The sequence below is a fragment of the Amycolatopsis sp. cmx-11-12 genome, from assembly GCF_046269425.1.
Classification (GTDB): domain Bacteria; phylum Actinomycetota; class Actinomycetes; order Mycobacteriales; family Pseudonocardiaceae; genus Amycolatopsis.
The window spans coordinates 14998-37900 of record NZ_JADNQM010000025.1; the positions used below are offsets into that span (position 1 = coordinate 14998).

The 22903-nt window shown below is 68.8% G+C and carries 20 protein-coding genes and 1 pseudogene; 12 read left to right on the forward strand and 9 right to left on the reverse strand.

The window, feature by feature from the left end; all coding sequences use genetic code 11:
• Positions 1 to 30 precede the first annotated feature (30 nt).
• On the reverse strand, positions 31 to 597 hold the full coding sequence (locus ACLARN_RS29040; RefSeq protein ID WP_409494649.1) for an NADAR family protein: 567 nt from the start codon (positions 595 to 597) through the stop codon (positions 31 to 33).
• A 94-nt stretch (positions 598 to 691) separates the two neighbouring features.
• Here ACLARN_RS29040 and ilvA point away from each other — a divergent pair, with 94 nt between their 5' ends.
• A complete protein-coding gene (ilvA, locus tag ACLARN_RS29045) occupies positions 692 to 1948 on the forward strand; it encodes a threonine ammonia-lyase IlvA (RefSeq protein WP_409494650.1) in 1257 nt (418 codons plus the stop codon).
• Positions 1949 to 2014: 66 nt separating this feature from the next.
• Here ilvA and ACLARN_RS29050 read toward each other — a convergent pair whose 3' ends face one another.
• Together ACLARN_RS29050 and ACLARN_RS29055 are read right to left on the reverse strand one after the other, a co-directional pair.
• Positions 2015 to 2839 carry an NAD(P)H-binding protein gene (locus ACLARN_RS29050; RefSeq protein ID WP_409494651.1) on the reverse strand — a complete coding sequence of 275 codons (825 nt, stop codon included), beginning with the start codon at positions 2837 to 2839 and terminating at the stop codon, positions 2015 to 2017.
• 78 nt (positions 2840 to 2917) lie between these two features.
• A complete protein-coding gene (locus ACLARN_RS29055) occupies positions 2918 to 4345 on the reverse strand; it encodes a short-chain fatty acyl-CoA regulator family protein (RefSeq protein ID WP_409494652.1) in 1428 nt (475 codons plus the stop codon).
• 228 nt (positions 4346 to 4573) lie between these two features.
• On the opposite strand from ACLARN_RS29055, the gene aceA reads away from it, so the two are divergent.
• The 4 genes from aceA to ACLARN_RS29075 all read left to right on the forward strand — a co-directional run bounded on the left by aceA (position 4574) and on the right by ACLARN_RS29075 (position 8886).
• Positions 4574 to 5860: an isocitrate lyase gene (gene aceA / locus ACLARN_RS29060; RefSeq protein WP_409494653.1), complete on the forward strand. Its 1287-nt coding sequence runs from the start codon at positions 4574 to 4576 to the stop codon at positions 5858 to 5860.
• A gap of 118 nt (positions 5861 to 5978) precedes the next feature.
• Positions 5979 to 7583, forward strand: a complete 1605-nt coding sequence (gene aceB / locus ACLARN_RS29065) for a malate synthase A (RefSeq protein WP_409494654.1) — start codon at positions 5979 to 5981, stop codon at positions 7581 to 7583.
• A 266-nt stretch (positions 7584 to 7849) separates the two neighbouring features.
• Entirely contained in the window at positions 7850 to 8635 is a 786-nt protein-coding gene (locus ACLARN_RS29070) for a class I SAM-dependent methyltransferase (RefSeq protein ID WP_409494655.1), read from the forward strand.
• Between the two features lie 119 nt (positions 8636 to 8754).
• The gene (locus ACLARN_RS29075) at positions 8755 to 8886 is read left to right on the forward strand and encodes a hypothetical protein (protein ID WP_409494656.1); all 132 of its coding nucleotides are present in this window, start codon (positions 8755 to 8757) and stop codon (positions 8884 to 8886) included.
• A gap of 129 nt (positions 8887 to 9015) precedes the next feature.
• Here the strand turns inward: ACLARN_RS29075 and ACLARN_RS29080 are convergent, their stop codons facing one another.
• A complete protein-coding gene (locus ACLARN_RS29080) occupies positions 9016 to 10269 on the reverse strand; it encodes a glycosyltransferase family 4 protein (RefSeq protein ID WP_409494657.1) in 1254 nt (417 codons plus the stop codon).
• A 106-nt stretch (positions 10270 to 10375) separates the two neighbouring features.
• Between ACLARN_RS29080 and ACLARN_RS29085 the strand changes: the two are divergent.
• Positions 10376 to 12096: pseudogene (locus ACLARN_RS29085) on the forward strand (glycoside hydrolase family 2 protein).
• Between the two features lie 48 nt (positions 12097 to 12144).
• On the opposite strand, the gene ACLARN_RS29090 reads toward ACLARN_RS29085, so the two are convergent.
• Genes ACLARN_RS29090 through ACLARN_RS29100 form a run of 3 tightly spaced genes read right to left on the reverse strand, consistent with a single transcriptional unit; the run spans position 12145 to position 14928 of the window.
• Positions 12145 to 12633: a glutathione peroxidase gene (locus tag ACLARN_RS29090; RefSeq protein WP_409494658.1), complete on the reverse strand. Its 489-nt coding sequence runs from the start codon at positions 12631 to 12633 to the stop codon at positions 12145 to 12147.
• A 13-nt stretch (positions 12634 to 12646) separates the two neighbouring features.
• Positions 12647 to 14158 (reverse strand): 1,4-alpha-glucan branching protein domain-containing protein, encoded by a 1512-nt coding sequence (locus tag ACLARN_RS29095; RefSeq protein ID WP_409494659.1) that lies wholly within the window; start codon positions 14156 to 14158, stop codon positions 12647 to 12649.
• Entirely contained in the window at positions 14155 to 14928 is a 774-nt protein-coding gene (locus ACLARN_RS29100; protein WP_409494660.1) for a methyltransferase domain-containing protein, read from the reverse strand. Before ACLARN_RS29100 ends, ACLARN_RS29095 begins: the two co-directional genes overlap by 4 nt.
• A gap of 329 nt (positions 14929 to 15257) precedes the next feature.
• On the opposite strand from ACLARN_RS29100, the gene ACLARN_RS29105 reads away from it, so the two are divergent.
• Positions 15258 to 15680 (forward strand): hypothetical protein, encoded by a 423-nt coding sequence (locus ACLARN_RS29105; protein WP_409494661.1) that lies wholly within the window; start codon positions 15258 to 15260, stop codon positions 15678 to 15680.
• Here ACLARN_RS29105 and ACLARN_RS29110 read toward each other — a convergent pair.
• Positions 15661 to 16512, reverse strand: coding sequence for a DegV family protein (locus ACLARN_RS29110; RefSeq protein WP_409494662.1), 852 nt, complete (start codon positions 16510 to 16512; stop codon positions 15661 to 15663). The two genes, ACLARN_RS29105 and ACLARN_RS29110, sit on opposite strands and share 20 nt — an antisense overlap.
• Positions 16513 to 16755: 243 nt before the next feature.
• On the opposite strand from ACLARN_RS29110, the gene ACLARN_RS29115 reads away from it, so the two are divergent.
• From ACLARN_RS29115 to ACLARN_RS29130, 4 genes are all read left to right on the forward strand, one after another.
• Positions 16756 to 17541, forward strand: coding sequence for an electron transfer flavoprotein subunit beta/FixA family protein (locus tag ACLARN_RS29115; RefSeq protein WP_409494663.1), 786 nt, complete (start codon positions 16756 to 16758; stop codon positions 17539 to 17541).
• Positions 17542 to 17567: 26 nt separating this feature from the next.
• Complete coding sequence (locus ACLARN_RS29120; protein ID WP_409494664.1) at positions 17568 to 18527, forward strand: electron transfer flavoprotein subunit alpha/FixB family protein; 960 nt, start codon at positions 17568 to 17570, stop codon at positions 18525 to 18527.
• 173 nt (positions 18528 to 18700) lie between these two features.
• Entirely contained in the window at positions 18701 to 19483 is a 783-nt protein-coding gene (locus ACLARN_RS29125; RefSeq protein WP_409494665.1) for a GNAT family N-acetyltransferase, read from the forward strand.
• The gene (locus ACLARN_RS29130) at positions 19480 to 20379 is read left to right on the forward strand and encodes a lysophospholipid acyltransferase family protein (protein ID WP_409494666.1); all 900 of its coding nucleotides are present in this window, start codon (positions 19480 to 19482) and stop codon (positions 20377 to 20379) included. Before ACLARN_RS29125 ends, ACLARN_RS29130 begins: the two co-directional genes overlap by 4 nt.
• A 219-nt stretch (positions 20380 to 20598) precedes the next feature.
• On the opposite strand, the gene ACLARN_RS29135 is transcribed toward ACLARN_RS29130, so the two are convergent.
• Complete coding sequence (locus ACLARN_RS29135) at positions 20599 to 21489, reverse strand: NADP-dependent oxidoreductase (RefSeq protein WP_409494667.1); 891 nt, start codon at positions 21487 to 21489, stop codon at positions 20599 to 20601.
• A gap of 135 nt (positions 21490 to 21624) precedes the next feature.
• Here ACLARN_RS29135 and ACLARN_RS29140 point away from each other — a divergent pair, with 135 nt between their 5' ends.
• Positions 21625 to 22893: a LuxR C-terminal-related transcriptional regulator gene (locus ACLARN_RS29140; RefSeq protein ID WP_409494668.1), complete on the forward strand. Its 1269-nt coding sequence runs from the start codon at positions 21625 to 21627 to the stop codon at positions 22891 to 22893.
• Positions 22894 to 22903 lie beyond the last annotated feature (10 nt).

Consider the following 22903-nt stretch of genomic DNA (forward strand, 5'->3'; position numbering starts at 1 on the left):
GACGGAGATCACGCGTGATTGACCGGCCATCTAGCCGCGGAGCTGTTCCCGGACCTCCATGAGCGCGAAGCCCAGGAGGTTCTGCCCGCGCCAGTAGTCGGGGCGGGTGGCGTTCTTGTCGTCGCGGGCGACGCCGCTGCCCCAGATCAGGTCCATCCTCGACGCCTCGACAATCACCTTGTCGCCGGTGCTCAGCAGGAACTCGAGCAGTTCGGCGTGCTGGCGGAACTTCTCCAGGTTCCCGTCGACGACGATGTCGAAGCGGTGCCGCTCCCACAGATCGGCGTCGAAGCCGGAGACCTCGCGGCCCAGGATCTTGGCGGTTTTGGGATCCGCAGCCTGACGGATGGCCTCCGCGGCCTCGTGATCGCCGAACAGTTCGGCCTTGCTCGCCATCATGTAGTGCTCGGCCGTCGGGTACCGCTCGCCGCCCGCGAGAAACGGCGCGTGCCACCACTGGCTCAGGCAAGCTGCGTTGACCCGGCCGCTCTTGAGCGGGGTGTGGCCGTAGAAGAGCTGGTACTCGGGCACCGCGCCACTGTGGACCAGCTCGCGCAACGCATCGAGACTCCGGACTCCGTCGACCTTGCTCACCATGGCGACCAGTGGACCACAGGCCACCGACATCCTGCGCACTGGCCACTGGACCACTCTCCGCCGTGGCCCTGGGCGGTCAGTACATTCAACCTTCGTGCAAGGGATCGAAACGGTGAGCGCCCGAACGGTCGAAGAGGCCGCGAAACGACTGGCCGGGGTGGTGACGCGCACGCCACTCGAACCGAACGAGCGGCTCTCGGCGCGGGTCGACGCCAGGGTCTGGCTCAAACGCGAAGACCTCCAGACCGTGCGCTCGTACAAGATCCGCGGTGCGTACAACTTCATCGTCCAGCTCGACGCGGAGCACCGTGAACGCGGCGTCGTCTGCGCGAGCGCGGGCAACCACGCACAGGGCGTCGCGTACGCGTGCCGTCGTCTCGGCGCGAACGGCCGGGTCTACGTGCCCGGTACGACTCCCCGGCAGAAGCGCGAGCGGATCGCGACGCTGGGCGGCTCGCATATCGAGGTCATCGTCGTCGGCGAGACCTACGAAGATGCCTTCACCGCCGCGAAGCAGGACGCGGAAAACACCGGCGCGACGCTGGTCCCCGCGTTCGACGCGCCGGAGACGGTCGCCGGGCAGGGCACGGTCGCGATGGAGGTCGTCGCGCAACTCGGGTTCATCCCCGACGTCATGGTGGTGCCGGTCGGCGGTGGTGGTCTGCTCGCGGGGATCGCCGCTTGGGCCGCGGAACGCGCGCCGGAGATGCGGATCGTCGGGGTCGAACCGGCGGGCGCGACCTGTATGGCCGCCGCGCTGGCGGCAGGCGAGCCGGTGCGGCTCGAAGCCGTCGACACGTTCGTCGACGGTGCGGCGGTCGCGCTGGCTGGGTCGGTGACGTATCCGCTGGTCCGCGACGGCGGCGTCGAACTCACCGACGTCGCCGAGGGCGCGATCTGCACGGAAATGCTCGCGATGTACCAGTCCGACGGCGTGATCACCGAACCCGCGGGCGCGCTCGCGACCGCGGCCTTGGGCACGACGGTGAAGATCGACCCCGGGCAGATCGTGGTGTGCGTCGTCTCCGGCGGCAACAACGACGTCAGCCGCTATGGCGAAGTGCTCGAACGGTCCCTGATCCACGAGGGACTGAGGCACTACTTCCTGGTGGGGTTCCCGCAGGAGCCCGGCGCGCTGCGGCGGTTCCTCGACGAGGTCCTCGGGCCGGACGACGACATCACGCGGTTCGAGTACGTGAAGCGCAACAGCCGGGAGACCGGCCCGGCGCTGATCGGCATCGAACTCGCGCGGCCCGGTGACCTGGAGGGCCTGCTGCACCGGCTGGACGCGAGCCCGCTGCAGGTGGAGCGCGTCGAACCCGGCAGCCCGCTCTTCCACTTCCTGGTGTGACCCCCGCAATTAGTCACCTACTTGCGACGTCCGAACGTCGCAAGTAGGTGACTAATTGCGTTGTGGCTAGCGGAAGGCGGCCAGGTGGGTTCGGGCCCAGGTGGCGAACGGGCGCGGTGCCCGGCCGGTGAGGTCCTGGACGGCGGAGGTCACCTCGGAGTCGTCGAACTCGCCTTCGGTGAAGAAGCGGAAGAAGGCGTCGACGTACTTCTCCGGCATCTCCGCGCTCATCGTCACGCGGGCTTCCTCGTCCGGTAGAGGCTCCAGCCGCAGGTCACGGCCCAGGAGTTCGCCCAGGACGCGCAGCCTGTCGGCGGGCAGGAGCGCCTCCGGACCGGTGAGCGCGTACGCCCGCCCTTCGTGCCCCGGCGTGGTCAGGGATTCCGCCGCGACGGCCGCGATGTCGTATGGATCGATCGTCGCCACCGGCACCTCCGCGAAGGGTTCCCGGACGACATCGCCCTCGCGAAGCCGCGGAATCCATCGCAGCGTGTTCGACATGAACCCGCTCGCCCGCAGGAACGTCCAGGCCAGCTCCGACGCGCGCACCGACGCCTCGGCCGCCATGTGCGTTCCCGCGACGGCGTTGTCGGAATGTCCGCCGACGACCGACCTCGACGACAGCAGCGTGACCTGCTCGACGCCCGCGTCCCGCATCGCCGCCAGCGCGCCCGGCATGTCGTCGTAGCCGCCGAGCAGGAAGACCGCCCGGACCCCGTCCAGCGCGGGTTTCAGGGTGTTCGGCTCGTTGAGGTCGCCCATCACCCCTTCGACGCCGTCCGGCAGCGGCCGCGGCGTGCGGACCAGCGCCCGGACGGGATGCCCGTCGCGAGTGAGGATTCCGGTCAGTTCCGAGCCGACGTTCCCGCCTGCCCCGGTCACCAAGATCATTCAGTTCTCCCCAGTGTGGTGGCCGCCGTCACCGGCGGCGGCCCTCGCCGGCAACCCTGCCAGGGAGATCAAGACCGCTCAAGGCGCCTTGGGAACCGCCGGGTACGGGACGAAGGTGCTGGTGTTCTCGTCCACGGTCAGCTGCTTGCCGATCGTCGGGAAGGCGCGCTGCGAGCAGGCAGGGCGTTCGCAGACTTTGCAACCCATGCCGATCGGGGTGGCCGCGGCGCGGTCGTCGAGATCGAGCCCGGTCGAGTAGATCAGCCGTTTCGCGTGCCGTAATTCGCAGCCGAGACCGACGGTGAACGTCTTGCCGGGGCTGCCGTAGCCACCGATGTTGCGGGACACCGTCCGCGCGATCCAGAAGTAGCTCTTGCCGTCGGGCAGGGTCGCGATCTGGGTGAGGATCTTGCCCGGCTGCGTGAACGCCTCGTAGATGTTCCACAGTGGACAGGCGCCGCCGACACGGGAGAAGTGGAAACCGGCCGCGGACTGGCGTTTCGACATGTTCCCCGCCCGGTCGACCCGTACGAACGAGAACGGCACACCGCGGTTCTTCGGCCGCTGCAAGGTCGACAGCCGGTGGCAGACGGTCTCGAAGCCGACGCCGAAGTGGTCGCACAGCCGCTCGATGTCGTAGCGGAAGCGTTCCGCGGTGGACAGGAACGGTCCATAAGGGAGGATCAGCGCACCCGCGAAGTAGTTCGCGAGCCCGACACGGGCCAGCGAACGCGCGGCTGGCCCGGAGAACGCCCACGAATCGGCGAGTTCGGTGATCAGGTCGTCGTAGTCGAGCAGGGCGATCTGCGAAGCCATCCGGAACGCCTGCTGTCCGACACGCAGGCTCGGCGCCAGCCGCAGCACCCGCGGCCCCGGTTCATACCGGTGCTGTTCACCGGCCGCTTCGTCGATGCCGTCGCTGGTGACGTCGACGCCGTAGCGCTGGGTCAGGGTTTCCTTCAACGCGGCGAGCACGTGGCCGCGCTGAAGCGGGATGTCGTGCGCCATCCGTTCGGCGCGTTCGTCCAGTTCGGCGACGTAGTTCTCCCGCTCGTAGAAGAAGTCGCGGACCTCTTCGTGCGGCAACGAGCCGGCCGCGCTGCCGTGCATGCCCAGCCCGTTCTCCGTGGTCAGGGCGGCGGTGTTCTCGACCGAGTTGCGGTAGCTGCGATGCAGTTTGACCAGGGCCTGGGCGATCGTCGGCAGGTTCGTGGCGAGATCATTCAGCTCGCTGGTGGTGACGTCGACGCCGAGCACCTCGTCGAGCAGTGCCTCTTTGACATCTGCCACCAGCCTCGCGGTGTCGTTGTTCGCGAAGAACTCGGTGTCCACTCCGAACGCCTGCGTGATGCGAAGGAGCACCGGGACGGTCAGCGGACGTGAGTTGTGCTCGATCTGGTTGAGGTAACTGGGTGAGATCTCCAGCACACGAGCGAGATCCGCCTGGCTCATCGACCGGCTTTCGCGCAGATGCCGCAGCTTCGCTCCGGCGAAGGTTTTGTCCACTGAGGCCTCTCTGTCCGCAAGGTTTCCGGGCCTGAACGATTCAGTGAACGGTCAAGCCCGTGGATTTTGCCATTGCTTGCGAACCTGCGATTCGCAACCTTTGCAAGATGCTACGGAAGCTTCGCAGAAATTGGCAAATTGGAGGCCTGGATCGGGTTTCCCCGGTCATGTCAGGGTCTGGTCAGGAAAGGCGATCACTCGCAAACTTCGCAACACCGGGAGAATCCGATGACTCAGCACGCGCAGCAGCTGGAGCAGGCGGCCGCCGAACTGGCCAAGCAGTGGGAGACTGACCCCCGCTGGGCGGGCGTGAAGCGGTCGTACTCCGCGGCTGACGTGGTCAAGCTGCGCGGCAGCGTGGTCGAGGAGCACACGCTCGCTCGCCGCGGCGCCGAGAAGCTGTGGGACCTCCTGCACAACGAGGACTACGTCCACTCGCTGGGCGCCCTGACCGGTAACCAGGCGGTGCAGCAGGTCCGCGCCGGCCTCAAGGCCATCTACCTCTCGGGCTGGCAGGTCGCCGCCGACGCGAACCTGTCCGGCCAGACCTACCCGGACCAGAGCCTCTACCCGGCCAACTCGGTGCCCGCCGTCGTCCGCCGCATCAACAACGCGCTGAGCCGTGCCGACCAGATCAACTGGGCCGAGGGCAACACCGACACCGACTGGTTCGCCCCGATCGTCGCCGACGCCGAGGCGGGCTTCGGTGGTCCGCTCAACGCCTTCGAGCTGATGAAGGGCATGATCGCCGCCGGTGCCGCGGGTGTGCACTGGGAGGACCAGCTCGCGTCCGAGAAGAAGTGCGGCCACCTCGGCGGCAAGGTGCTGATCCCGACCAAGCAGCACGAGCGCACGCTGAACGCCGCCCGCCTCGCCGCGGACGTGCTGAACGTGCCGTCGCTGATCGTCGCCCGCACCGACGCCCAGGCCGCCACGCTGATCACCAGCGACGTCGACGAGCGTGACCGCAAGTACGTCACCGGCGAGCGCACCGCCGAGGGCTTCTACAACGTCACCAACGGCATCGACCCCTGTATCGACCGCGGTCTCGCCTACGCCGAGTACGCCGACCTGCTGTGGATGGAGACCTCCAAGCCGGACCTCGAGGTCGCCCGCCAGTTCGCCGAGGCCATCAAGGCGAAGTACCCGGACCAGATGCTCGCCTACAACTGCTCGCCGTCGTTCAACTGGAAGAAGCACCTGGACGACGCGACGATCGCGAAGTTCCAGCGCGAGCTCGGCCACATGGGCTACAAGTTCCAGTTCATCACCCTGGCCGGTTTCCACGCCCTGAACTACTCGATGTTCGACCTGGCGCACGGTTACGCCCGCGAGGGCATGACCGCCTACGTCGACCTGCAGGAGCGCGAGTTCGCTTCGGAGGACCGCGGTTACACCGCCACGAAGCACCAGCGCGAGGTCGGCACCGGCTGGTTCGACAACGTCGCGACCGCGCTGAACCCGACCAGCTCGACCACCGCGCTCGCCGGTTCCACCGAGGCCGAGCAGTTCTGATCCCTCGCAAGTAGGTGCCAGGTGGCGGTCTCTCGACCCCCGGAGAGACCGCCGCTCGGCCCCCACCCCATCCCTCCCTTCCCCTGCTATCTCTCGCGAAGCCCAGCGGAGGCACACCATGGTTGAGAAGCTGAACTACCGGACCGACGTCTGCGGACCCGCCGGTGACCGGTTCGACGAGATCCTCACCCCGGCCGCACTGGACTTCGTGGCCAAGTTGGACAACGCGTTCGCCGGCCGCCGCCGCGAACTGCTCGACGCGCGCCGCCTGCGCCGCGAGAAGCTCCAGTCCGGTGAGGAGCCGCTGGACTTCCTGCCCGAGACGCGTTCGGTCCGCGACGACAGCAGCTGGTCGGTCGCCCCGGCCGCGCCCGGTCTCGAAGACCGCCGCGTCGAGATCACCGGCCCGACCGACCGCAAGATGACGGTCAACGCGCTCAACTCCGGCGCCAAGGTCTGGCTCGCCGACTTCGAGGACGCGACCTCGCCGACCTGGCACAACGTCATCGACGGCCAGCTCAACCTGTTCGACGCGATCCGCCGCAACATCGACTTCACCACCGAGGCGGGCAAGCGCTACACGATCGGCGACGAGCCCGCGACGATCGTCGCCCGTCCGCGTGGCTGGCACCTGGTGGAGAAGCACATCCGTATCGACGGCCGCCCGGTTTCGGCGAGCCTTGTCGACTTCGGCCTGTACTTCTTCCACAACGCGCGCCAGCTGCTGGCCCGCGGCAGCGGCCCCTACTTCTACCTGCCGAAGCTCGAAAACCACCTCGAAGCGCGGCTGTGGAACGACGTTTTCCTGCTGGCGCAACGAGAACTGGGCATCCCGCGCGGCACCATCCGGGCCACCGTGCTGATCGAGACGATCACCGCCGCGTTCGAGATGGAGGAGATCCTCTACGAACTGCGCGAGCACATCGCCGGGCTGAACGCCGGCCGCTGGGACTACATCTTCAGCGTCATCAAGAACTTCTCCTCGCACGGCGCGGACTTCGTGCTGCCGGACCGCGCGCAGGTGACGATGACCGTCCCGTTCATGCGGTCCTACACCGAACTGCTGGTGCGCACCTGCCACAAGCGCGGGGCGCACGCCATCGGCGGCATGGCCGCGTTCATCCCGAGCAAGGATCCGGAGATCAACGCGACCGCGCTGGAAAAGGTCCGCCAGGACAAGGAACGCGAGGCGAACGACGGCTTCGACGGCTCGTGGGTCGCGCACCCCGGCCTCGTCCCGGTCTGCCGCGAGGTGTTCGACGGTGTGCTCGGCGGCTGGCCCAACCAGCTCGGCAAACTCCGTGAGGACGTCGTCGTCACCGCCGAGGACCTGCTCGACGTCGCCAGCGCGGGCGGCGAGGTCACCGAAGCCGGTGTCCGCGCCAACATCAACGTCGCGCTGCGCTACATCGACGCCTGGCTGCGCGGGACCGGCGCGGCGGCGATCCACAACCTGATGGAGGACGCCGCCACCGCCGAGATCGCGCGCTGCCAGATCTGGCAGTGGATCCGCAACGGCACGAAGCTCGAAGACGGCACGGCGCTCACCCACGAACTCACCGTGTCCTATTTGGACGAAGAGCTGGCTTCGGTGCGTTCCGAACTGGGCGAGGGCAACCGCCTCGGCGACGCCTACGAGATCTTCACCGAGACCGCGCTGGGCGAGAAGCTGCCGAGCTTCCTCACCACCGGCGCGTACGCGCGGTACCTGACCACGCACTGACTCGAGGCTCCGGCCGCCCCTACCTGACGCGGGGCGGCCGGGTTCCACACCGGTTTGGGACGGTGTGGCCCAACGGGTCCGGTGGCGGAGGCTCCCCGCCACCGGACCCGATTCACGCGCGCGCCCCCTTCCGGTAGCGCTGTCGGGCGTGCGTGCGCTGTCGCGGAGGCCCCGCTCACCCCACACCGTCGTGGGCGGGGCCTTCGCGTTCCGCCGACGGCGAAAGCGGCGGCGGGAGGGGTACGGGCCCGGTCATCATCACGGGTATGACGATCCTCAAGTTCAGCGGCGAGGTCGCGGAGTTCTATCAGCGCTACCGTCGCGGCTATCCGGCCGAAGTCCTCGACGCGCTGGTGGCGGAATTCGGCCTCGGTGCCGAAGACACGGCACTGGACCTCGGCTGCGGTACCGGCCAGTTGACCTTGCCGCTCGCTGCCAGGACACGGTCGGTCGTCGGGATGGATCCCGAACCGGACATGCTCGCCCAGGCGAGAAAAGCGGCCGCGGGAGTGCCCAACGCGAACTGGCTGGTCGGCGCCGACAGTGACGTTCCGGCGCTGGAAGCGTTGCTGGGCAAGGGAACACTCGGCGCGGTCACCATCGGGCAGGCACTGCACTGGATGGACCACGAGACCTTGTTCCCGGTGCTCCATTCGCTGCTTCGGCCCGGCGGCGGGGTCGCCGTGCTCACCAACGGCGCGCCGATGTGGTTGCACGACAGCCCGTGGTCGAGGGCGTTGCACGACTATCTGTCCGGTTGGCTGGGGCAGCCGCTCGTGCGCACCTGCGGGGCCGAGCAGGAGGAGCAGGACCGCTACCGGGCGAGCCTGGAAGCGGCCGGTTTCATCGCAGGAGAGACCATCGTCGAGTACGAGGACGAGATCGACCTGGAATTCGTCATCGGCGCGGTCTACTCGGCGACCCCGGAGGACAGGCTGCCGAAGCCGGACGAGCGCGCCCGGTTCGAGGAGCGGCTCAGCGTGGCGATTTCCCCGCACGCGCCTTTCGTGGAGCCGATCCAGGTCAGGATACTGACCGGCAGAAAGGGATGAACCGGTCACGGACCGCGAATAGGTAGGGGTACCTAGTGATACCCCTGTTGTTTCCGCGGCGGCTCGCGCGGATGCTCGGCCTCGGGTGCACTTTCCACCCGAATTCCCGAGGAGCCACCATGAAGAAGCAGTTGAGAAGGGTCTTGGCCACAGCTTTCGCCGTCCTCGCGGTCGCCCTCGCCGCACCTGCCGTGTCCGCTTCGGTCGCGATCTCGGCAGGGCCGGACTGTGTCCGGCCCTGCCACTTCTGATCTTCCTCACCTAGAGCAGCCACGGGGGTCGTGCCCCTCGCGACCCGCGACCGCTCGTGGACGGGGGATCCGGGAACCCCGGATCCCCCGTCCCCGCATCGCAAGTAGTCCTCTACTTGCGATGCGGGTTCACGGCTCGAAAGCGTTGCCCGTCGCGATCTTCGGGCGCCCCAGTTCCACCGGCTCGCCGACGCGGGCCCGCCGGTAGACCGCGACGGTCGCCTCCGCGATCCGCCCCCAGTCGAAGTCCGCGGCCAGCCGGGACTGCGCTGTCAGGGCCCGCCGAGCTGCGGCGACCTCGTCGTCCAGTACCGCTTCGACGGCGTCCCCGAGGGCGTCGACGTCGCCGGGGCTGAACGCCAGGCCGGTTTCACCGTCGACGACGACCTCGCCGAGTCCGCCGGCGGTCGAAGCCACGAGCGGCGCCTTCGCGGCGGCCGCTTCCAGCGCGACGATCCCGAACGGTTCGTAGCGGCTGGGCAGCACGACGGCGTCGGCCGCGGCCAGCACCGCGCGCAGTTCGCGGTCGGACAGGTGCCCGACGAAGTCCACCGCGCGCCGCACGCGCAGCTTCCGCGCCTGGTCGACCAGTTCCTCCAGATGCCTGCCCTTGCCCGCGACGACCAGCCGGGTCCCCGGTTTGGCGCGGCGGATCCGGGGGAGCGCGGCGAGCAGGTCCTGCACGCCTTTCTCCCACTCCAGCCGTCCGAAGTACAGCAGCAGCGGCGCGCCGGACGGGCTGTAGACCTCGCGGGCGTGCGCGACCTCTTCCGCAGGCACCTGCCAGGTGCGTTCCTCGATGCCGTTGTGGATCACGGTGACCGCGTCACCGTCCACCTCGAACAGATGCGACACCTCGCGGCGCATGGCCTGCGAGCAGGTGATCAGCGCGTCCGAGCGGTTCGCGAGCCACCATTCGACCGAGTGAACCTGCTGGTTCAGCGGATGCGAGAGCCAGCCGGAGTGCCGCCCGGCCTCGGTGGCGTGGATCGTGCCGACCAGCGGGACCCGCGCGGCCTCGGCGATCGCGATCGCGGGATGGGTGACCAGCCAGTCGTGCGCGTGTACGACGTCCGGCTGCCAGGTGCGCAGCAGGTCGGTCGCGGCGCGGACCATCGCGTGCCCCATGGCCAGCGTCCACGCGACGAGGTCGCGTTCGAAGGTCACGTGCAGGGGGTCCTCGGCGACCCGGATGATCCGCACGCCCTCGACCACGCGATCGGTCCTCGGGTGGGTCTCGGCGTCGGTGCCCGCCGTGTGGCGGCACAGGACGACCACGTCGTGCCCTTGCCGGGCGAGGTGCCTGGCCAGTGCGTGGACGTGCCGTGCGAGTCCGCCGACGACCACGGGTGGGTACTCCCACGACAACATCAGCACGCGCATGGGTGGAGGTTACTCGTCAGTCGGTCTTCGGCGGACGGGGCGATCACCCCCGGCGGTGAAAGTCACGAGGGCGACAGGCGCGGCGATCTTTGCCACCATCGGGTTGATGACGTCCTCGGTGAACGCGGCCGAACCGGCCTTCAAGCCCGTCGAACCGGTGCTGTCGACCCCGTGGTCCGCCCAGGTGGGCCCCGGCAACGCCTTGCCCGAGTACCCGCGCCCGCGGCTGGTCCGCGAACGCTGGCTGAACCTCAACGGCGTCTGGGAGTACGCGGGGAGCGGCTCACCCGGCCGGAACGGGTACGGCGAGCGGATCCTGGTGCCGTATCCGCCGGAGTCGGCGCTCTCCGGTATCGGGCGGCATGACGAAACCCTTTGGTACCGCAAGGTTTTCCAGGTTCCGTCCGAATGGGACGGTCAGCGGGTGATGCTCCGGTTCGGCGCCGTCGACCAGTCCGCGACGGTCTGGGTCAACAACCAGGAGGTCGCCGTCCACGAGGGCGGGTACACGGCCTTCAGCGCGGACGTCACCGACGTCCTGCGCCCGTCGGGATCGCAGGAACTGACCGTCCGGGCGACGGATCGCACCGACACTTCGACGCACGCCGTCGGCAAGCAGCGGAACGATCCCGAAGGGATCTTCTACACCGCCGCGTCCGGTATCTGGCAGACCGTCTGGCTGGAGCCGGTGCCGTTCGCCCACGTCGAAGATGTCCAGCTGACCCCGGATCTCACCGGGGTGATGGTTGTGCCCAAGGTCACAGGCAGCGCCCGGGTGGAGGTGATCGTCAGCGAGCCCGGCGGTCCGGAAGTGGCACGCGTCGAAGGGGACGCGGGAACCCCGCTGCGCGCGGAAGTTCCTTCGCCGCGTCTGTGGACCCCGGACGACCCGTACCTCTACGACCTGCGCGTTCGCCTCCTCGACGAGGGCGGCAACGTGCTCGACGTCGTCGAGTCCTACACCGGGCTGCGCACGATCGGGACGGTCACCGACGCCGAGGGCAGGCCGCGGATCGCGCTCAACGGCCGCATCACCTTCCTCCACGGTCCGCTCGACCAGGGCTACTGGCCGGACGGGATCTACACCGCGCCCACCGACGAGGCCTTGCGGTTCGATCTGGAGAAGACCAAGGAACTCGGCTTCAACTTCGTCCGCAAGCACGTCAAGGTCGAACCGGAGCGCTGGTATCACTGGGCCGACCGCCTCGGCCTGCTCGTCTGGCAGGACATGCCGTCGCTCACCGTCTCCTTCGACGGCCCGCCAGGGACCGCGCCCGACCCGGTCCCGGAGGCGAAAGCGCGCTTCGAAGCGGAGCTGGCGAGTTCGACACCGCCCGGATCGCCGGTCTGGTGAAGAAACTCGACCCGACCAGGCTCGTCGTCGCGAACAGCGGGGTGAACTGCTGCTTCTCACGGCCGGACTCCGGCGCGGGCGACGTCTACGACGACCACACCTACGTCGGGCCCGGCAAGCCCGTCGTGAAAGACCATCGGGTGATCGTCGACGGCGAGTACGGTGGGCTCGGACTCGTCCTCGACGACCATCGCTGGCCGGGGAAACCGCAGGCGTACGAGATGACGTCGACCTCGGCGGAACTGACCAAGCGTTATGCCGAGGTCGGGGAGACCCTCGAACGGCTGATCGCCGAGACGGGACTCTCCGGCGCCATCTACACGCAGACCACCGACGTCGAGAACGAGGTCAACGGCCTGCTCTCCTACGACAGAAGGGTGGTGAAGGCGGATCTCGAGACCGTCGTCGCCCGCAACCGCGCGGTCATCGAAGCGGGGGCTGAAGGGGGACTTTCGCCTCATCAGACGAGGTGAAGGGCGCTTTCCCCACATCGCATGCGGGGAAAGCGCCCTTCAGCTCACTCAGGCGCCGACAGTGGCCTCGATCGCCTTGGTGATCACTTCGTCTTCGGGTTCGGTGCGCGGGCGGAAACGTCCCACCACCTCGCCGGACGGGGCGACGAGGAACTTCTCGAAGTTCCACTGCACGTCACCGGACGCGCCGTCCGCGTCGGCCGTCTCGGTCAGCTCGGCGTAGAGCGGGTGACGGTTTTCCCCATTGACGTCCAGCTTTTCGAACAGCGGGAACGAAACCCCGTATGTCGTCGAGCAGAAGATCTGGATCTCCTCGGCGGTGCCCGGCTCCTGGCCCGCGAACTGGTTGCACGGGAAGCCGACGACGGAGAAACCCTTGTCCGCGTAGCGTTCCTGGAGCTTCTCCAGTCCGGAGTACTGCGGCGTCAGGCCGCATTTCGACGCCACGTTCACCACCAGCAGGGTCTTGCCTTCGAGGGCGCCGAGCGTGGTGTCCTCGCCCGCGAGTGTCCTCAGTGGAATGTCGTGGATCCCCATGGTTCCCCTTTCGTCATTTCCTCAGCAGATCACGCGCGTCGACGTGCCCGAACGGGCCGTCGTCGCGCCGGAACGCGGCCGCGGTTTCCCGGGCTCGCTCGTGTGCGCCGTCGCGGAGCAGTCCGGCGAGCGTGTCGAACCGGTCGGTGTGCACCTTCGCCCGCCGCCGCGCGTAGTCGGCGGCGGAATCCTTGGTGACCATGAACGCCCAGTCGCTCGAAAGCGCCAGCATCGCCTCGGAGACGGCCTGATCGCGGACCGAGTCACGGGTCGTGGTGTCCATTCCGGCGACAAGGTCGAGCATCCGGGTCTGCAACGCGGTGTTGTCCCGCACCATGTCGGCGACCTGCTCGCCGTCCCAGACCCGCCAGTCCTTGCCCGACCCCCACGACGACGCCGGGAGATCGACCTTCCCGCCGAGGTGGCCCGCTTCGAGCGCGCCCTTGAGCGTGGTGACGCGGACCCCGGCCTCCGGCAGCGCGCGGAGGACGCCTTCGAGCCAGGCCGGACCCTCGTGCCACCAGTGGCCGAAAAGTTCCGTGTCGTACGCGGCGACGACGAGCGACTCGCGGCCGTGCTCGGCCTTGAGTGAGCGCAGCCGGGCGACGACGGTGTCGACGAAGTCCTGGACGTGGCCGCCGAGGATGCCCGCCGCCATCGCCGGGTCGTACGGCGCCTTGTCCGGCGGCTCGATGGTCTTGCCGGTCACCCGCGACGGCTTGAGACCGACTTCGTGCGCCCACGTGTGGAAGTCGCGATAGGCGGCGTGGCCGGGGTATCCGGCCTTCGGCGACCAGACGCGGTACGTGACTTCGAGGTCCCGGCCGAAACAGACGACGTCGGAATCGCCCACGGTCCGCGCGGCAGAGGTGTCGCCGTGCAGCGACGGGCCGTCGACCATGAAGCGTTGGACGCCCGCGGCGGCGTAACCCGCCTCCATACCGGGGTTGTACCCGCATTCAGGTGCCCAAATGCCTTCGGGACGCCGTCCGATGCGCAGCGCGGTGTCGGCGAGGCCGCCGCGCAGCATGAAGTCGCGCACCGCCGGGTCGAGCAGCGGCTGGAACGGATGCGCCAGCGGCCCGCCGAGCAGCTCGATCGTCCCGTTGTCCACAAAGGACCGAAGGATGGGCGAGAAACCGTGACGCCAGCGGGTTTCGAGTTCTTCCGACGCCTTGACCGCGGTCCGGTACTCGCTCGCGGCGAGGTCGCGCAGCAGCGGGTCGCCGCGCCAGAGCGTGGACGCGTGCCAGGCGCGCAGCTGCCAGTGACCGAGCCAGTCGTGGAAGGCGCCGATGCAGTACGGGTCGTCGAGCTGGGCGGCGAGGATCGGTGTCATGCCGAGCGTGAGGACGTCTTCGCGGCCCTCGTCGGCGAAGCGGCGCAAGAGGTCGACCATCGGCAGGTAGGAATGCGCCCAGGCCTGGTAAAGCCATTCTTCGCCGACCGGCCAGGATCCGTGGTGCGGCAGCCACGGCAGATGGCTGTGCACGACGAGGCAGAACGTGCCCTCGTACTCGCTCATGGGCGCACCGCCACGGCGACGAGGTCGAGGCTGACGTCGAGGTCTTCGCCGTGGATGGCGAAATCCGCGGCCTGGATGCCTTCGACGTCGGCGAGCAGTGCGGGCGGCCAGGTCGCCTGTCCGGGCAGCTGCCCCATCACGACGTCGAGCTGGGCGTCGATGATCGAGCCGCCGTACTTGGCGTCGAGGTTCTTTACGCCTTCCCCGTGGTGGAGACCATGCAGCGTCTCGACCTCGAACCCGGCCGCGCACAACAATTCGTCCAATTCGGACGGTGCGAGTTCCCTGGCGTGGAAGGGATTGAGCGGGGTGTCGCTGTCCGGAGTGAAGGTGAGCCGGTTGGGCGTGGTGACGATCAGCCGTCCACCGGGCTTCAGTACGCGTCGGCATTCGGCGAGGAACGCGCCCTGGTCCCAGAGGTGTTCGATCACCTGGAAGTTGGCGACGACGTCGACGGAGGCGTCCCGCAGCGGCAGGAACACCAGGTTCGCCCTGGCCACGCCGATGCCGGGGTAGCGGCGGGCGACGTGCTCGGTGGTGGGGACGTCATAGTCGAGCGCGAGTACCCGCTCGGCGATGGTGGCGATGAGCCCGGCGCCGTAACCCTCGCCGCAGCCGGCCTCCAGGACGGTCTTGCCCGCGCACAGCGGCAGGAGCTTTTGGTACGCGGCCTCGTGGCGGCGGAACCAGTAATTCTCCTCGGCGATGCCCGGCACGGTGCGTTCACCCGTGAGGTGCAGCGCTTCGGCCCTGGTGGCTGGGGTGGTCACGCCGCGACCCTACCGGCCGGTCACTTCCATCCCCTCCGCAAGTAGTCCTCTGGTTGCGGTCCTTGCGCGTGCAACTACCGCAACCAGAGGACTACTTGCGGTGTCCCTGTCGTGTGACCAGCCGGAGATCTCGCGTGTCTGGACGGCGAACTCGCGTGATTGGGCGGAGATCTCACGTGATCTCCGCCCAATCACGTGAGATCACCGTTCGATCACGCGAGTTCGCCGCCCAAGCACGCGTGTTCGCTGCTTGGTGGCGGAGTGGGACCGCAACTAGAGGACTACTTGCGACGGTGTCACGTTTCGCGGCGCTGTCCAGTCCAGGAGGTATGCAACGGACAATCACTCGCGTACTGCTCGTCGTCTTCGGCCTGATCGAACTGCCGGTCGGGCTGTGGCCGCTGCTCAGCCCGGAGGGGTTCTACCGGAATTTCCCCGGCTTCCGCACCGGCTGGGTGGCGATGGACGGCCCCTTCAACGAACACCTGCTCCGCGACTTCGGCGGCCTCAACCTGGCTCTCGCCGCCATCCTGATCGGCGCCGCCGTGATCGGGACGACGGCCGTGGCCAGGCTCGCGGCGCTCGCGACCTTCCTCTTCGGACTGCCGCACTTCCTCTACCACCTCGGCCACGTCTCGCACTTCGAGCCGGTGGACCAGGTGCTCATCGTCGCGACGACGGCGCTGGGCGCGGTGCTCCCGCTGGTACTGGTGCTGATCCCCGGCAAGCGGGCTACACCGGCGACACCGTGATGCCGATGGCGCCGGGCCCGAGGTGGGCGCCGAGGATCATGCTCGCGTCCACCAGGGTGCTGTCGACCATATGTGGCAGCCGCGCCCGCAGCCGCCCGCCGATCTCGAGGTCGCGTTCGTCCGGGCCGAATCGGGTGATGGCGATTTCGACGTCCTGGTCGCCCGCGCATTCCACCGCGAGGTCGACGAGTTTGTTGAGCGCCCGACGCTGACCCGGCACCCGGGTCAGCGGGGCGACCTCGCCGTTCTTCAGCGTCAGCAGGGGTTTGATCGAGAACGCGGAACCGAGGAAGGCCTGCGCCGCGCCGATCCGGCCGCCGCGCCGCAGGAACTCCAGCGTGTCGACGTAGAGGATTTCCCGGCTGGCGCGGAACCGGCGTTCGGCCGCGTCGATGACGCGGGTGGCCTGCCCGCCCGCGGCGGCGACCTTGGCCGCCGAGGTCGCCGCGAAACCGAGGCTCATCCCGGTGGTCCCGCTGTCGAGGACGTGGACCGGGATGTTCACTTGCTGGGCGGCCTCGCGGGCGGCGTTCACCGTCTCCGACATGCGTCCCGAGATGTGGATGCTGACGATCGCCGAGGCGCCCTTGCTCGCGGCGTCCTGGAACGCCCAGAAGAACGCGGCGACCTCGGGAGGCGCCGTCTTCACCGGCGTCCCGGCGCGCAGCTGACCGATGACTTCGTCGCGGTCGTAGCGGTTCTCCTCGTCGAACTGCTCGCCGACCTGCAATTGGACCTGAACTACGCCGATTCCCCAGCGTTCGGCGACCGGAACGGGAAGGCAGGCGGTCGAGTCCGTGATCACGGCGACAGGGCCGGGCATGGAACGCATGGTGGGGCACGTTAGCCCGTCACCCTCGCCGGGAGTACCCCGGAATACGGCCGTTCGGGTTAGTCGGCCGGTTACACTCACTTCCGGGTGAAATACCTGGACGATGGTCCCAGTAAAACGTGCATCCAGGTGAATGAGGTCACCTCGGCGGGCCGCGGCGCGGAAATGGCCCTAATCTACCGGCCAGTAGAGCTGTTGCCCCGTGGCCGACGCCGGCCACTAACGGGAGGTCGAAGTAGACCCATGACGAACATCGTTGTCCTGGTCAAGCAGGTACCGGACACCTATTCGGAGCGGAAGCTCTCCGGTGCCGACAACACTCTTGACCGCGAATCCGCCGACGCCGTGCTCGACGAGATCAACGAGAAGGCCGTCGAAGAAGCCCTGAAGATCAAGGAAGCCGGCGAGGGTGAGGTCACCGTCGTCTCGGTGGGTCCCGACCGCGCGACCGACGCGATCCGCAAGGCGCTGTCCATGGGTGCCGACAAGGCCATCCACGTCTCCGACGCCGCGCTCCACGGCTCCGACGCGATCGCCACCGCCAAGGTGCTGGCCGCCGCGATCTCGAAGGTCGAAGGCTACGACCTGGTCATCACCGGTAACGAGGCCTCCGACGGCCGCGGTGGCGCCGTGCCGGCGATCATCGCCGAGCTGCTCGGCCTGCCGCAGCTGACCCACGTGAACGAGCTGACCGTCGACGGCACCTCGATCAAGGCCGACCGCTACACCGAGGACGGCGTCACGCACCTCGAGGCGAACCTGCCCGCGGTGGTGAGCGTCGGCGAGAAGATCAACGAGCCGCGCTACCCCTCCTTCAAGGGCATCATGGCCGCGAAGAAGAAGCCGGTCGAGACGCTGACCATCGCGGACCTCGGCCTCGACGCGGGCGAGGTCGGCCTCGGCAACGCCTGGTCGTCGGTGCTCGAAGCCTCCCCGAAGCCGCCGCGCACCGCCGGTGAGCGCGTCGAGGACGAGGGTGACGGCGGCAGCAAGGTGGCCGCCTACCTGGTCGCGCAGAAGCTCATCTGAGACAGGTTTCGAGGAGGAATAGGGAAATGGCTGAAGTACTCGTCCTCGTCGACCACGTCGACGGTGAAGTCAAGAAGGTCACGCTCGAGCTGCTGACCGCCGCTCGTGAGCTGGGTGAGCCGTCCGCGGTCGTCGTCGGCCCGACCGGCACCGCCGCCAAGGCGAAGGAAGCCCTCGCCGCGCACGGCGCCGCCAAGGTGTACGTCGCCGAAGGTGACAACGCCACCGGCTTCCTGGTCACCCCCAAGGTGGACGTCCTCGCCGCGCTCGCCCAGCGGTCCTCCCCGGCCGCCGTGCTCGTCGCGGCCAGCGCCGAGGGCAAGGAGGTGTCCGCTCGTGTCGCGGTCCGCCTCGGCTCCGGTCTGCTGTACGACGCCGTCGGCGTGAACAGCGACGGCAGCGTCGACCAGTCCATCTTCGGTGGCGCGTTCTCCGTCAAGTCCAAGGCCACCAAGGGTGTCCCGGTCATCTCGGTCCGCCCCGGCGCGGTCGAGGCGTCCCAGGCCGAGGGTGCGGCCGCCGAGGAGACCGTCGAGGTCCCCGCGGGTGACCCGGCGAAGTCCGCCAAGATCACCGGCGTCGAGCCGATCGTCGGCGGCGACCGGCCGGAGCTGACCGAGGCCTCGGTCGTCGTCTCCGGCGGCCGCGGTGTCGGCTCGGCCGACAAGTTCGACGTCGTCGAGTCGCTGGCCGACTCGCTCGGCGCGGCCGTCGGCGCTTCCCGCGCCGCCGTCGACTCGGGCTACTACCCGGCGCAGTTCCAGGTCGGCCAGACCGGTAAGACGGTCTCGCCGCAGCTGTACATCGCGCTGGGCATCTCCGGCGCCATCCAGCACCGGGCCGGTATGCAGACCTCGAAGACCATCATCGCGGTCAACAAGGACGCCGAGGCGCCGATCTTCGAGATCGCCGACTTCGGTGTGGTGGGCGACCTGTTCAACGTCGCGCCGCAGCTGACCGAAGAGGTCCAGAAGCGCAAGGGCTGAGTTTCACCCTGAAGGGGCCGTCCGGGATCTATTTCCCGGACGGCCCCTTTTCTGTGATCCGAAAGTGATGTTCCACCCTGAGAGAAGCCTGAGAACCCGCAATTAACTGAACGTGCACTATTCGGCCATCGGGCGCATTGTCGTTGGTACCCCCCGAGGGGTAGACCTTGTTCATGACGACGTCACAGCTCCTCGTCAGTACTGACCAGGCAGGTGTCGAACTCCCGGCCGACGCACCGCGTTACTCACTCCTCGTGGCCAACGGAAACGAAGAAGTCGTTGCCGCGCAACGCCTTCGTTACCAGGTGTTCGCCGAGGAAATGGGGGCGAAGCTCAATTCGCCCGAACCCGGCCTCGACGTCGATTACTTCGACGAGTTCTGCGACCACCTCGTGGTGCGCGACGACAACACCGGCGAGATCGTGGGCACGTACCGGATGCTGCCACCCGATCGGGCGATGCGGGCCGGAAAGCTGTACTCCGACAGCGAATTCGACCTCACGGCGCTCGATTCGCTGCGTCCTTCGCTGGTCGAGACGGGTCGCTCGTGTGTGCACCCCGACCACCGCAGCGGCGCCGTCGTGAGCCTCGTCTGGGCGGGCATCGGACGCTACATGCTGCTGGCCGGGCACCGATACCTCGCGGGCTGCGCTTCCGTGCCGCTGACCGGCGGCGGGGAATACGCGGCCGGCGTCTGGGATGTCCTGCGCGCCAAGCACTACGCGGACGAGTCGCTCCGGGTCACGCCGCTGAACCCGTGGCGGACCGAGGGCGTCGAGCGGCCCGCGCGGGCGATCCTGCCGCCGCTCATCAAGGGGTACACGCGCCTGGGCGCCAAGATCTACGGCCCGCCCGCGCTGGACGAGGACTTCGGCGTCGCGGACTTCTTCGTCCTGCTGGATCTGCACAACGTCGACGAGCGGTATCTCAAGTTCTTCCTGGGAGTGCAGGGATGACTCACGCCTGGATGCCGAAGTCGCCGTGCGGCGACGGATGCCTGAGCGAAGGGGCGCCGACGGTGGCGTTCGGCCGGCGCGTGCTGCGGTTCACCGCGGCGATCGGCGTCATCTTCGGCGCTTTCCTGAGCGCGCCGCTGGTGCTCGTGCTGCGCGGTATGCCGCGGGAACGGTTGGTGCGCCTGCTGTTCGTCGGCATCCTGCGCTCGTTCGGGGTCCGGCTCGTGGTGCGCGGCGACGAGCGTTTCCGCGCCGTGCCCGGCCGTGGCGCGCTGGTGGTGAACAACCACATCTCGTGGCTGGACATCATCGCCGTCAACGCCATCCAGCCGATGCGGGCGCTGGCCAAGAAGGAGGTCGGCGCCTGGCCGGTGCTCGGCCTGCTGGTGCGCCGCGGCGGCAGCATCTTCCTCGACCGTGAGAACCTGCGGAGCCTGCCAGCGACGATGGCCGAACTGGCCGACGCGATGCGCGGTGGTTCACTCGTCAGCGTGACACCGGAGGGGACCACCTGGTGCGGTCTGGCGTCGGGCCGGTTCCGCTCGGCGACCTTCCAGGCCGCGATCGACGGCGGTGTCCCCGTGCGGCCACTGGCTCTGCGCTTCCGGCTCGCCGACGGTCGCGAGACCACGCAGCCGGCGTTCATCGGGCCGGAGTCGCTCATCGCTTCACTGCGCCGGGTCGCGGCTTTGCGCGGTCTGGTGCTGGAGGTGCACGTGTGCCCGGAAATCGCGCCGGGTAAGGCTTCGGACCGGCGGGAACTGGCCGCGCTGGCGGAATCCGCGGTGCAGGCGGCGCTCGGGCGAGTGCAGATCCAGATCCCGGTGCAGCCGCGGCGGCGTCGCGCAGTCTCGGCTCCTGCTGTCGCGCCTGTCGCGAAAGTGCCCTCTCAGTAACTCTCGCGTGTTATGAACGGGACTTTCATTGCAAAATTTGCAATGAAAGTCCCGTTCATCTCATCCCGGGGTTGACACGGGCGCGCCGCGAAGCCGCGCGCCCGTCTGGGTGAAGGCGCAGCGGTAGCTGGGGTCGAGTGGCTGAAGGGGACTTTCCCCGCATAGGAAGTGGTGAAAGCTCCCTTCACCGCGTCCTATGCGGGCATGGTCCCCTTCGGCTCAGCCGACGGTCAGCGTGATCTTCCCGCCCGCGTGCCCGGTCGCGCTCTCCCGGTGCGCCTCCGCGACATCCGCCAGTCCGTAAGCCGACCCCAGCTTGAGCTTCAGCCCACGCGCGACCAGATCCTCGAGCACCTCAGCGGTTTCCGTGCTGACGGCTGAGAACCGCAGCCCCTGCGCGAAGGCCGCCGGGTCGGCGATGGTGACCAGCCGGTCGGGTGATCCGAGCAGGTCGACGGAGTCACCCAGGACGCCGAATCCGGCCGCGTCGAACACCGCGTCCACCCCGCTCGGCGCCACCGCACGGACCCGCGCTACCCAACCGTCGCCGTACTGGACCGGAGCCGCGCCCAGCGCCTTCACCTCGTCCAGAGACGACGCTCCGGCGAGTCCGATGACCGTGGCGCCTAGTGCGACGGCGGCCTGCGTCGCGATCCGGCCGACCTGGCCGCTCGCGCCGTGGATCACCAGGGTTTCGCCCGGTTTGACCTCGAGTTCGCCCAGCACCCGCAACGCCGTCTCACCGGCGATGGGCAGCGCGGCGGCTTCGGGCCACGAAAGTCCGGCGGGTTTGCGGATGACGTTGGTCGCCAGCGCGTACTCCGCGTATGCCCCGGTGTCGGACCAGCCGAAGACCTCGTCCCCGACGGCGAATCCGGCGCCTTCGCCCACCGCGTCCACCACGCCAGCCAGTTCCAGGCCGAGGATGTGCGGGAAGTCGAGCGGGCGGGCCTCCGCCATGGCGCCGGACCGGAGTTTCCAGTCGATCGGGTTGACGCCTGCCGCCTTGACCGCGACCCGTACCTGGCCGGGGCCGGGCTCCGGCAGTGGGACCTCGGCCGACCGCAGGACGTCCGGTTCGCCGTACTGGGTGATGGTGATCGCTCGCATGTTCACTCCTGGTTCGGATTTCTTCGCTGCGATCAGTCAACCGGCGCCCGGACCCCGCCCGAACCACTCGGACGAGCAGTGTTCGCTAGCCAGGCGAGCAGCGTCACGGAACGAGAGCGCGCTTACTGTGGAGTCATGGACGAGTGGTCGGATCCGCTGTACGTGCTGAGCCAGGTCGAGTACATGCTCGCCGCTCCGCGCCCTGAACTCCTGCCGCGGTTTTCCGCGACGGCCGCGGCCGTCCTGCCGCACCGCGCCGCCGCCATGGAGACCGGCGACTGCTCCCGCCTGCCGATCAAGGTCGACGGCGACCCGGTGATCGTGGGCGCGGTCACGAGCGCGGAGTTGCAGCGGCTCGCCGCGCTCGGCGTCCCGGGCGAGGCCGTGGTGGCCGAGGAGACGCTCGGCGGGAAGCGGCGGAAACTCGTCGTCCTGACGTCGGCCCCGGTGATCGGCAAAGGAGCGATGATCGCGCTCGTTCCCACCGAGGACGCGCCCGCGGACCGCGCGCTCGCGATCGTCGCCAAGCTGTGGGACATCGTCAGCGTGAACGCCGCCCAGCGCGCCACCGATCCCGAGCCCGCGGTACTGGAGAGCAACATCGCGGCGGCGACCGCGCGGGCGCGGGCGATCACCGATCTGGGGCAGACCCACGGGACCACGTTGGCGTCCCTCCTTTCGGTGCTGCGGTCCCGAAGGCTCGGCGACGCCGCCGCCCGGCAGACCGCGACCGACCTCGCCGCGGCCGCGCTGGTCGAACTGCGCTCGATCGCGGACCGCGACCAGGAGCTTTCGGCGGAACCGGCGTCGTCGGCGTTCGACACCCTCGTCACGCAGCTGGATCCCTTGGTGCGCCACAACGACGTGACCGTCGACCTCGCCGGGCCCGGCGACGACCGGCCGCTCCCGCAGGACATCGCGCACACCGCGCGCACGGTCACCCGCGGTCTCGTGCTCACCGCGCTGGAGCGGGGCAGCGGCCGCGTCCGGGCGTCCTGGCAGCTCGACGGGCAGGCCCTCCGGATCACCGTGCGCGACGACGGCCCGGACGTCGCCCGAGCCGTGCCCGCCACCGGTCTCACCGAGCGGATCACCCCGCTCGGCGGCCGCTGGGAGGTCGACGCCGTACCCGGCTGGGGCGCGACGATCACCGCCGTCCTGCCGCTGGGCGTCCAGGAAATGCCGGAACTGCGCCCGCTGGACCGGCTGAACTCACGGGAACTCGAGGTTCTCGCCGGGATCGCGCGCGGGAAGCGGAACCGGCAGATCGCCGAAGAGCTGCTATTGACGGAGCACACGGTGAAGTTCCACGTGCGGAAGATCCTCGGGAAGCTGGAAGTCACGTCACGCGGCGAGGCCGCGATGCTGGCGCGGGAGCTGCGCCTGGAGTCCGCCGGCGCTTGACCTCCACTCA

What these genes read in the sequence shown, in the direction of transcription:
- ACLARN_RS29095 (WP_409494659.1), bottom strand. Translation starts at nt 14,158, where the DNA reads ATGAGCGAGTACGAGGGCACGTTCTGCCTCGTCGTGCACAGCCATCTG.
- aceB (WP_409494654.1), top strand. Translation starts at nt 5,979, where the DNA reads ATGGTTGAGAAGCTGAACTACCGGACCGACGTCTGCGGACCCGCCGGT.
- ACLARN_RS29070 (WP_409494655.1), top strand. Translation starts at nt 7,850, where the DNA reads ATGACGATCCTCAAGTTCAGCGGCGAGGTCGCGGAGTTCTATCAGCGC.
- ACLARN_RS29050 (WP_409494651.1), bottom strand. Translation starts at nt 2,839, where the DNA reads ATGATCTTGGTGACCGGGGCAGGCGGGAACGTCGGCTCGGAACTGACC.
- ACLARN_RS29125 (WP_409494665.1), top strand. Translation starts at nt 18,701, where the DNA reads ATGACGACGTCACAGCTCCTCGTCAGTACTGACCAGGCAGGTGTCGAA.
- ACLARN_RS29040 (WP_409494649.1), bottom strand. Translation starts at nt 597, where the DNA reads ATGGTGAGCAAGGTCGACGGAGTCCGGAGTCTCGATGCGTTGCGCGAG.
- ACLARN_RS29090 (WP_409494658.1), bottom strand. Translation starts at nt 12,633, where the DNA reads ATGGGGATCCACGACATTCCACTGAGGACACTCGCGGGCGAGGACACC.
- ACLARN_RS29110 (WP_409494662.1), bottom strand. Translation starts at nt 16,512, where the DNA reads ATGCGTTCCATGCCCGGCCCTGTCGCCGTGATCACGGACTCGACCGCC.
- ACLARN_RS29080 (WP_409494657.1), bottom strand. Translation starts at nt 10,269, where the DNA reads ATGCGCGTGCTGATGTTGTCGTGGGAGTACCCACCCGTGGTCGTCGGC.
- ACLARN_RS29130 (WP_409494666.1), top strand. Translation starts at nt 19,480, where the DNA reads ATGACTCACGCCTGGATGCCGAAGTCGCCGTGCGGCGACGGATGCCTG.
- ACLARN_RS29140 (WP_409494668.1), top strand. Translation starts at nt 21,625, where the DNA reads ATGGACGAGTGGTCGGATCCGCTGTACGTGCTGAGCCAGGTCGAGTAC.
- aceA (WP_409494653.1), top strand. Translation starts at nt 4,574, where the DNA reads ATGACTCAGCACGCGCAGCAGCTGGAGCAGGCGGCCGCCGAACTGGCC.
- ACLARN_RS29135 (WP_409494667.1), bottom strand. Translation starts at nt 21,489, where the DNA reads ATGCGAGCGATCACCATCACCCAGTACGGCGAACCGGACGTCCTGCGG.
- ACLARN_RS29105 (WP_409494661.1), top strand. Translation starts at nt 15,258, where the DNA reads ATGCAACGGACAATCACTCGCGTACTGCTCGTCGTCTTCGGCCTGATC.
- ACLARN_RS29120 (WP_409494664.1), top strand. Translation starts at nt 17,568, where the DNA reads ATGGCTGAAGTACTCGTCCTCGTCGACCACGTCGACGGTGAAGTCAAG.
- ACLARN_RS29115 (WP_409494663.1), top strand. Translation starts at nt 16,756, where the DNA reads ATGACGAACATCGTTGTCCTGGTCAAGCAGGTACCGGACACCTATTCG.
- ACLARN_RS29075 (WP_409494656.1), top strand. Translation starts at nt 8,755, where the DNA reads ATGAAGAAGCAGTTGAGAAGGGTCTTGGCCACAGCTTTCGCCGTCCTC.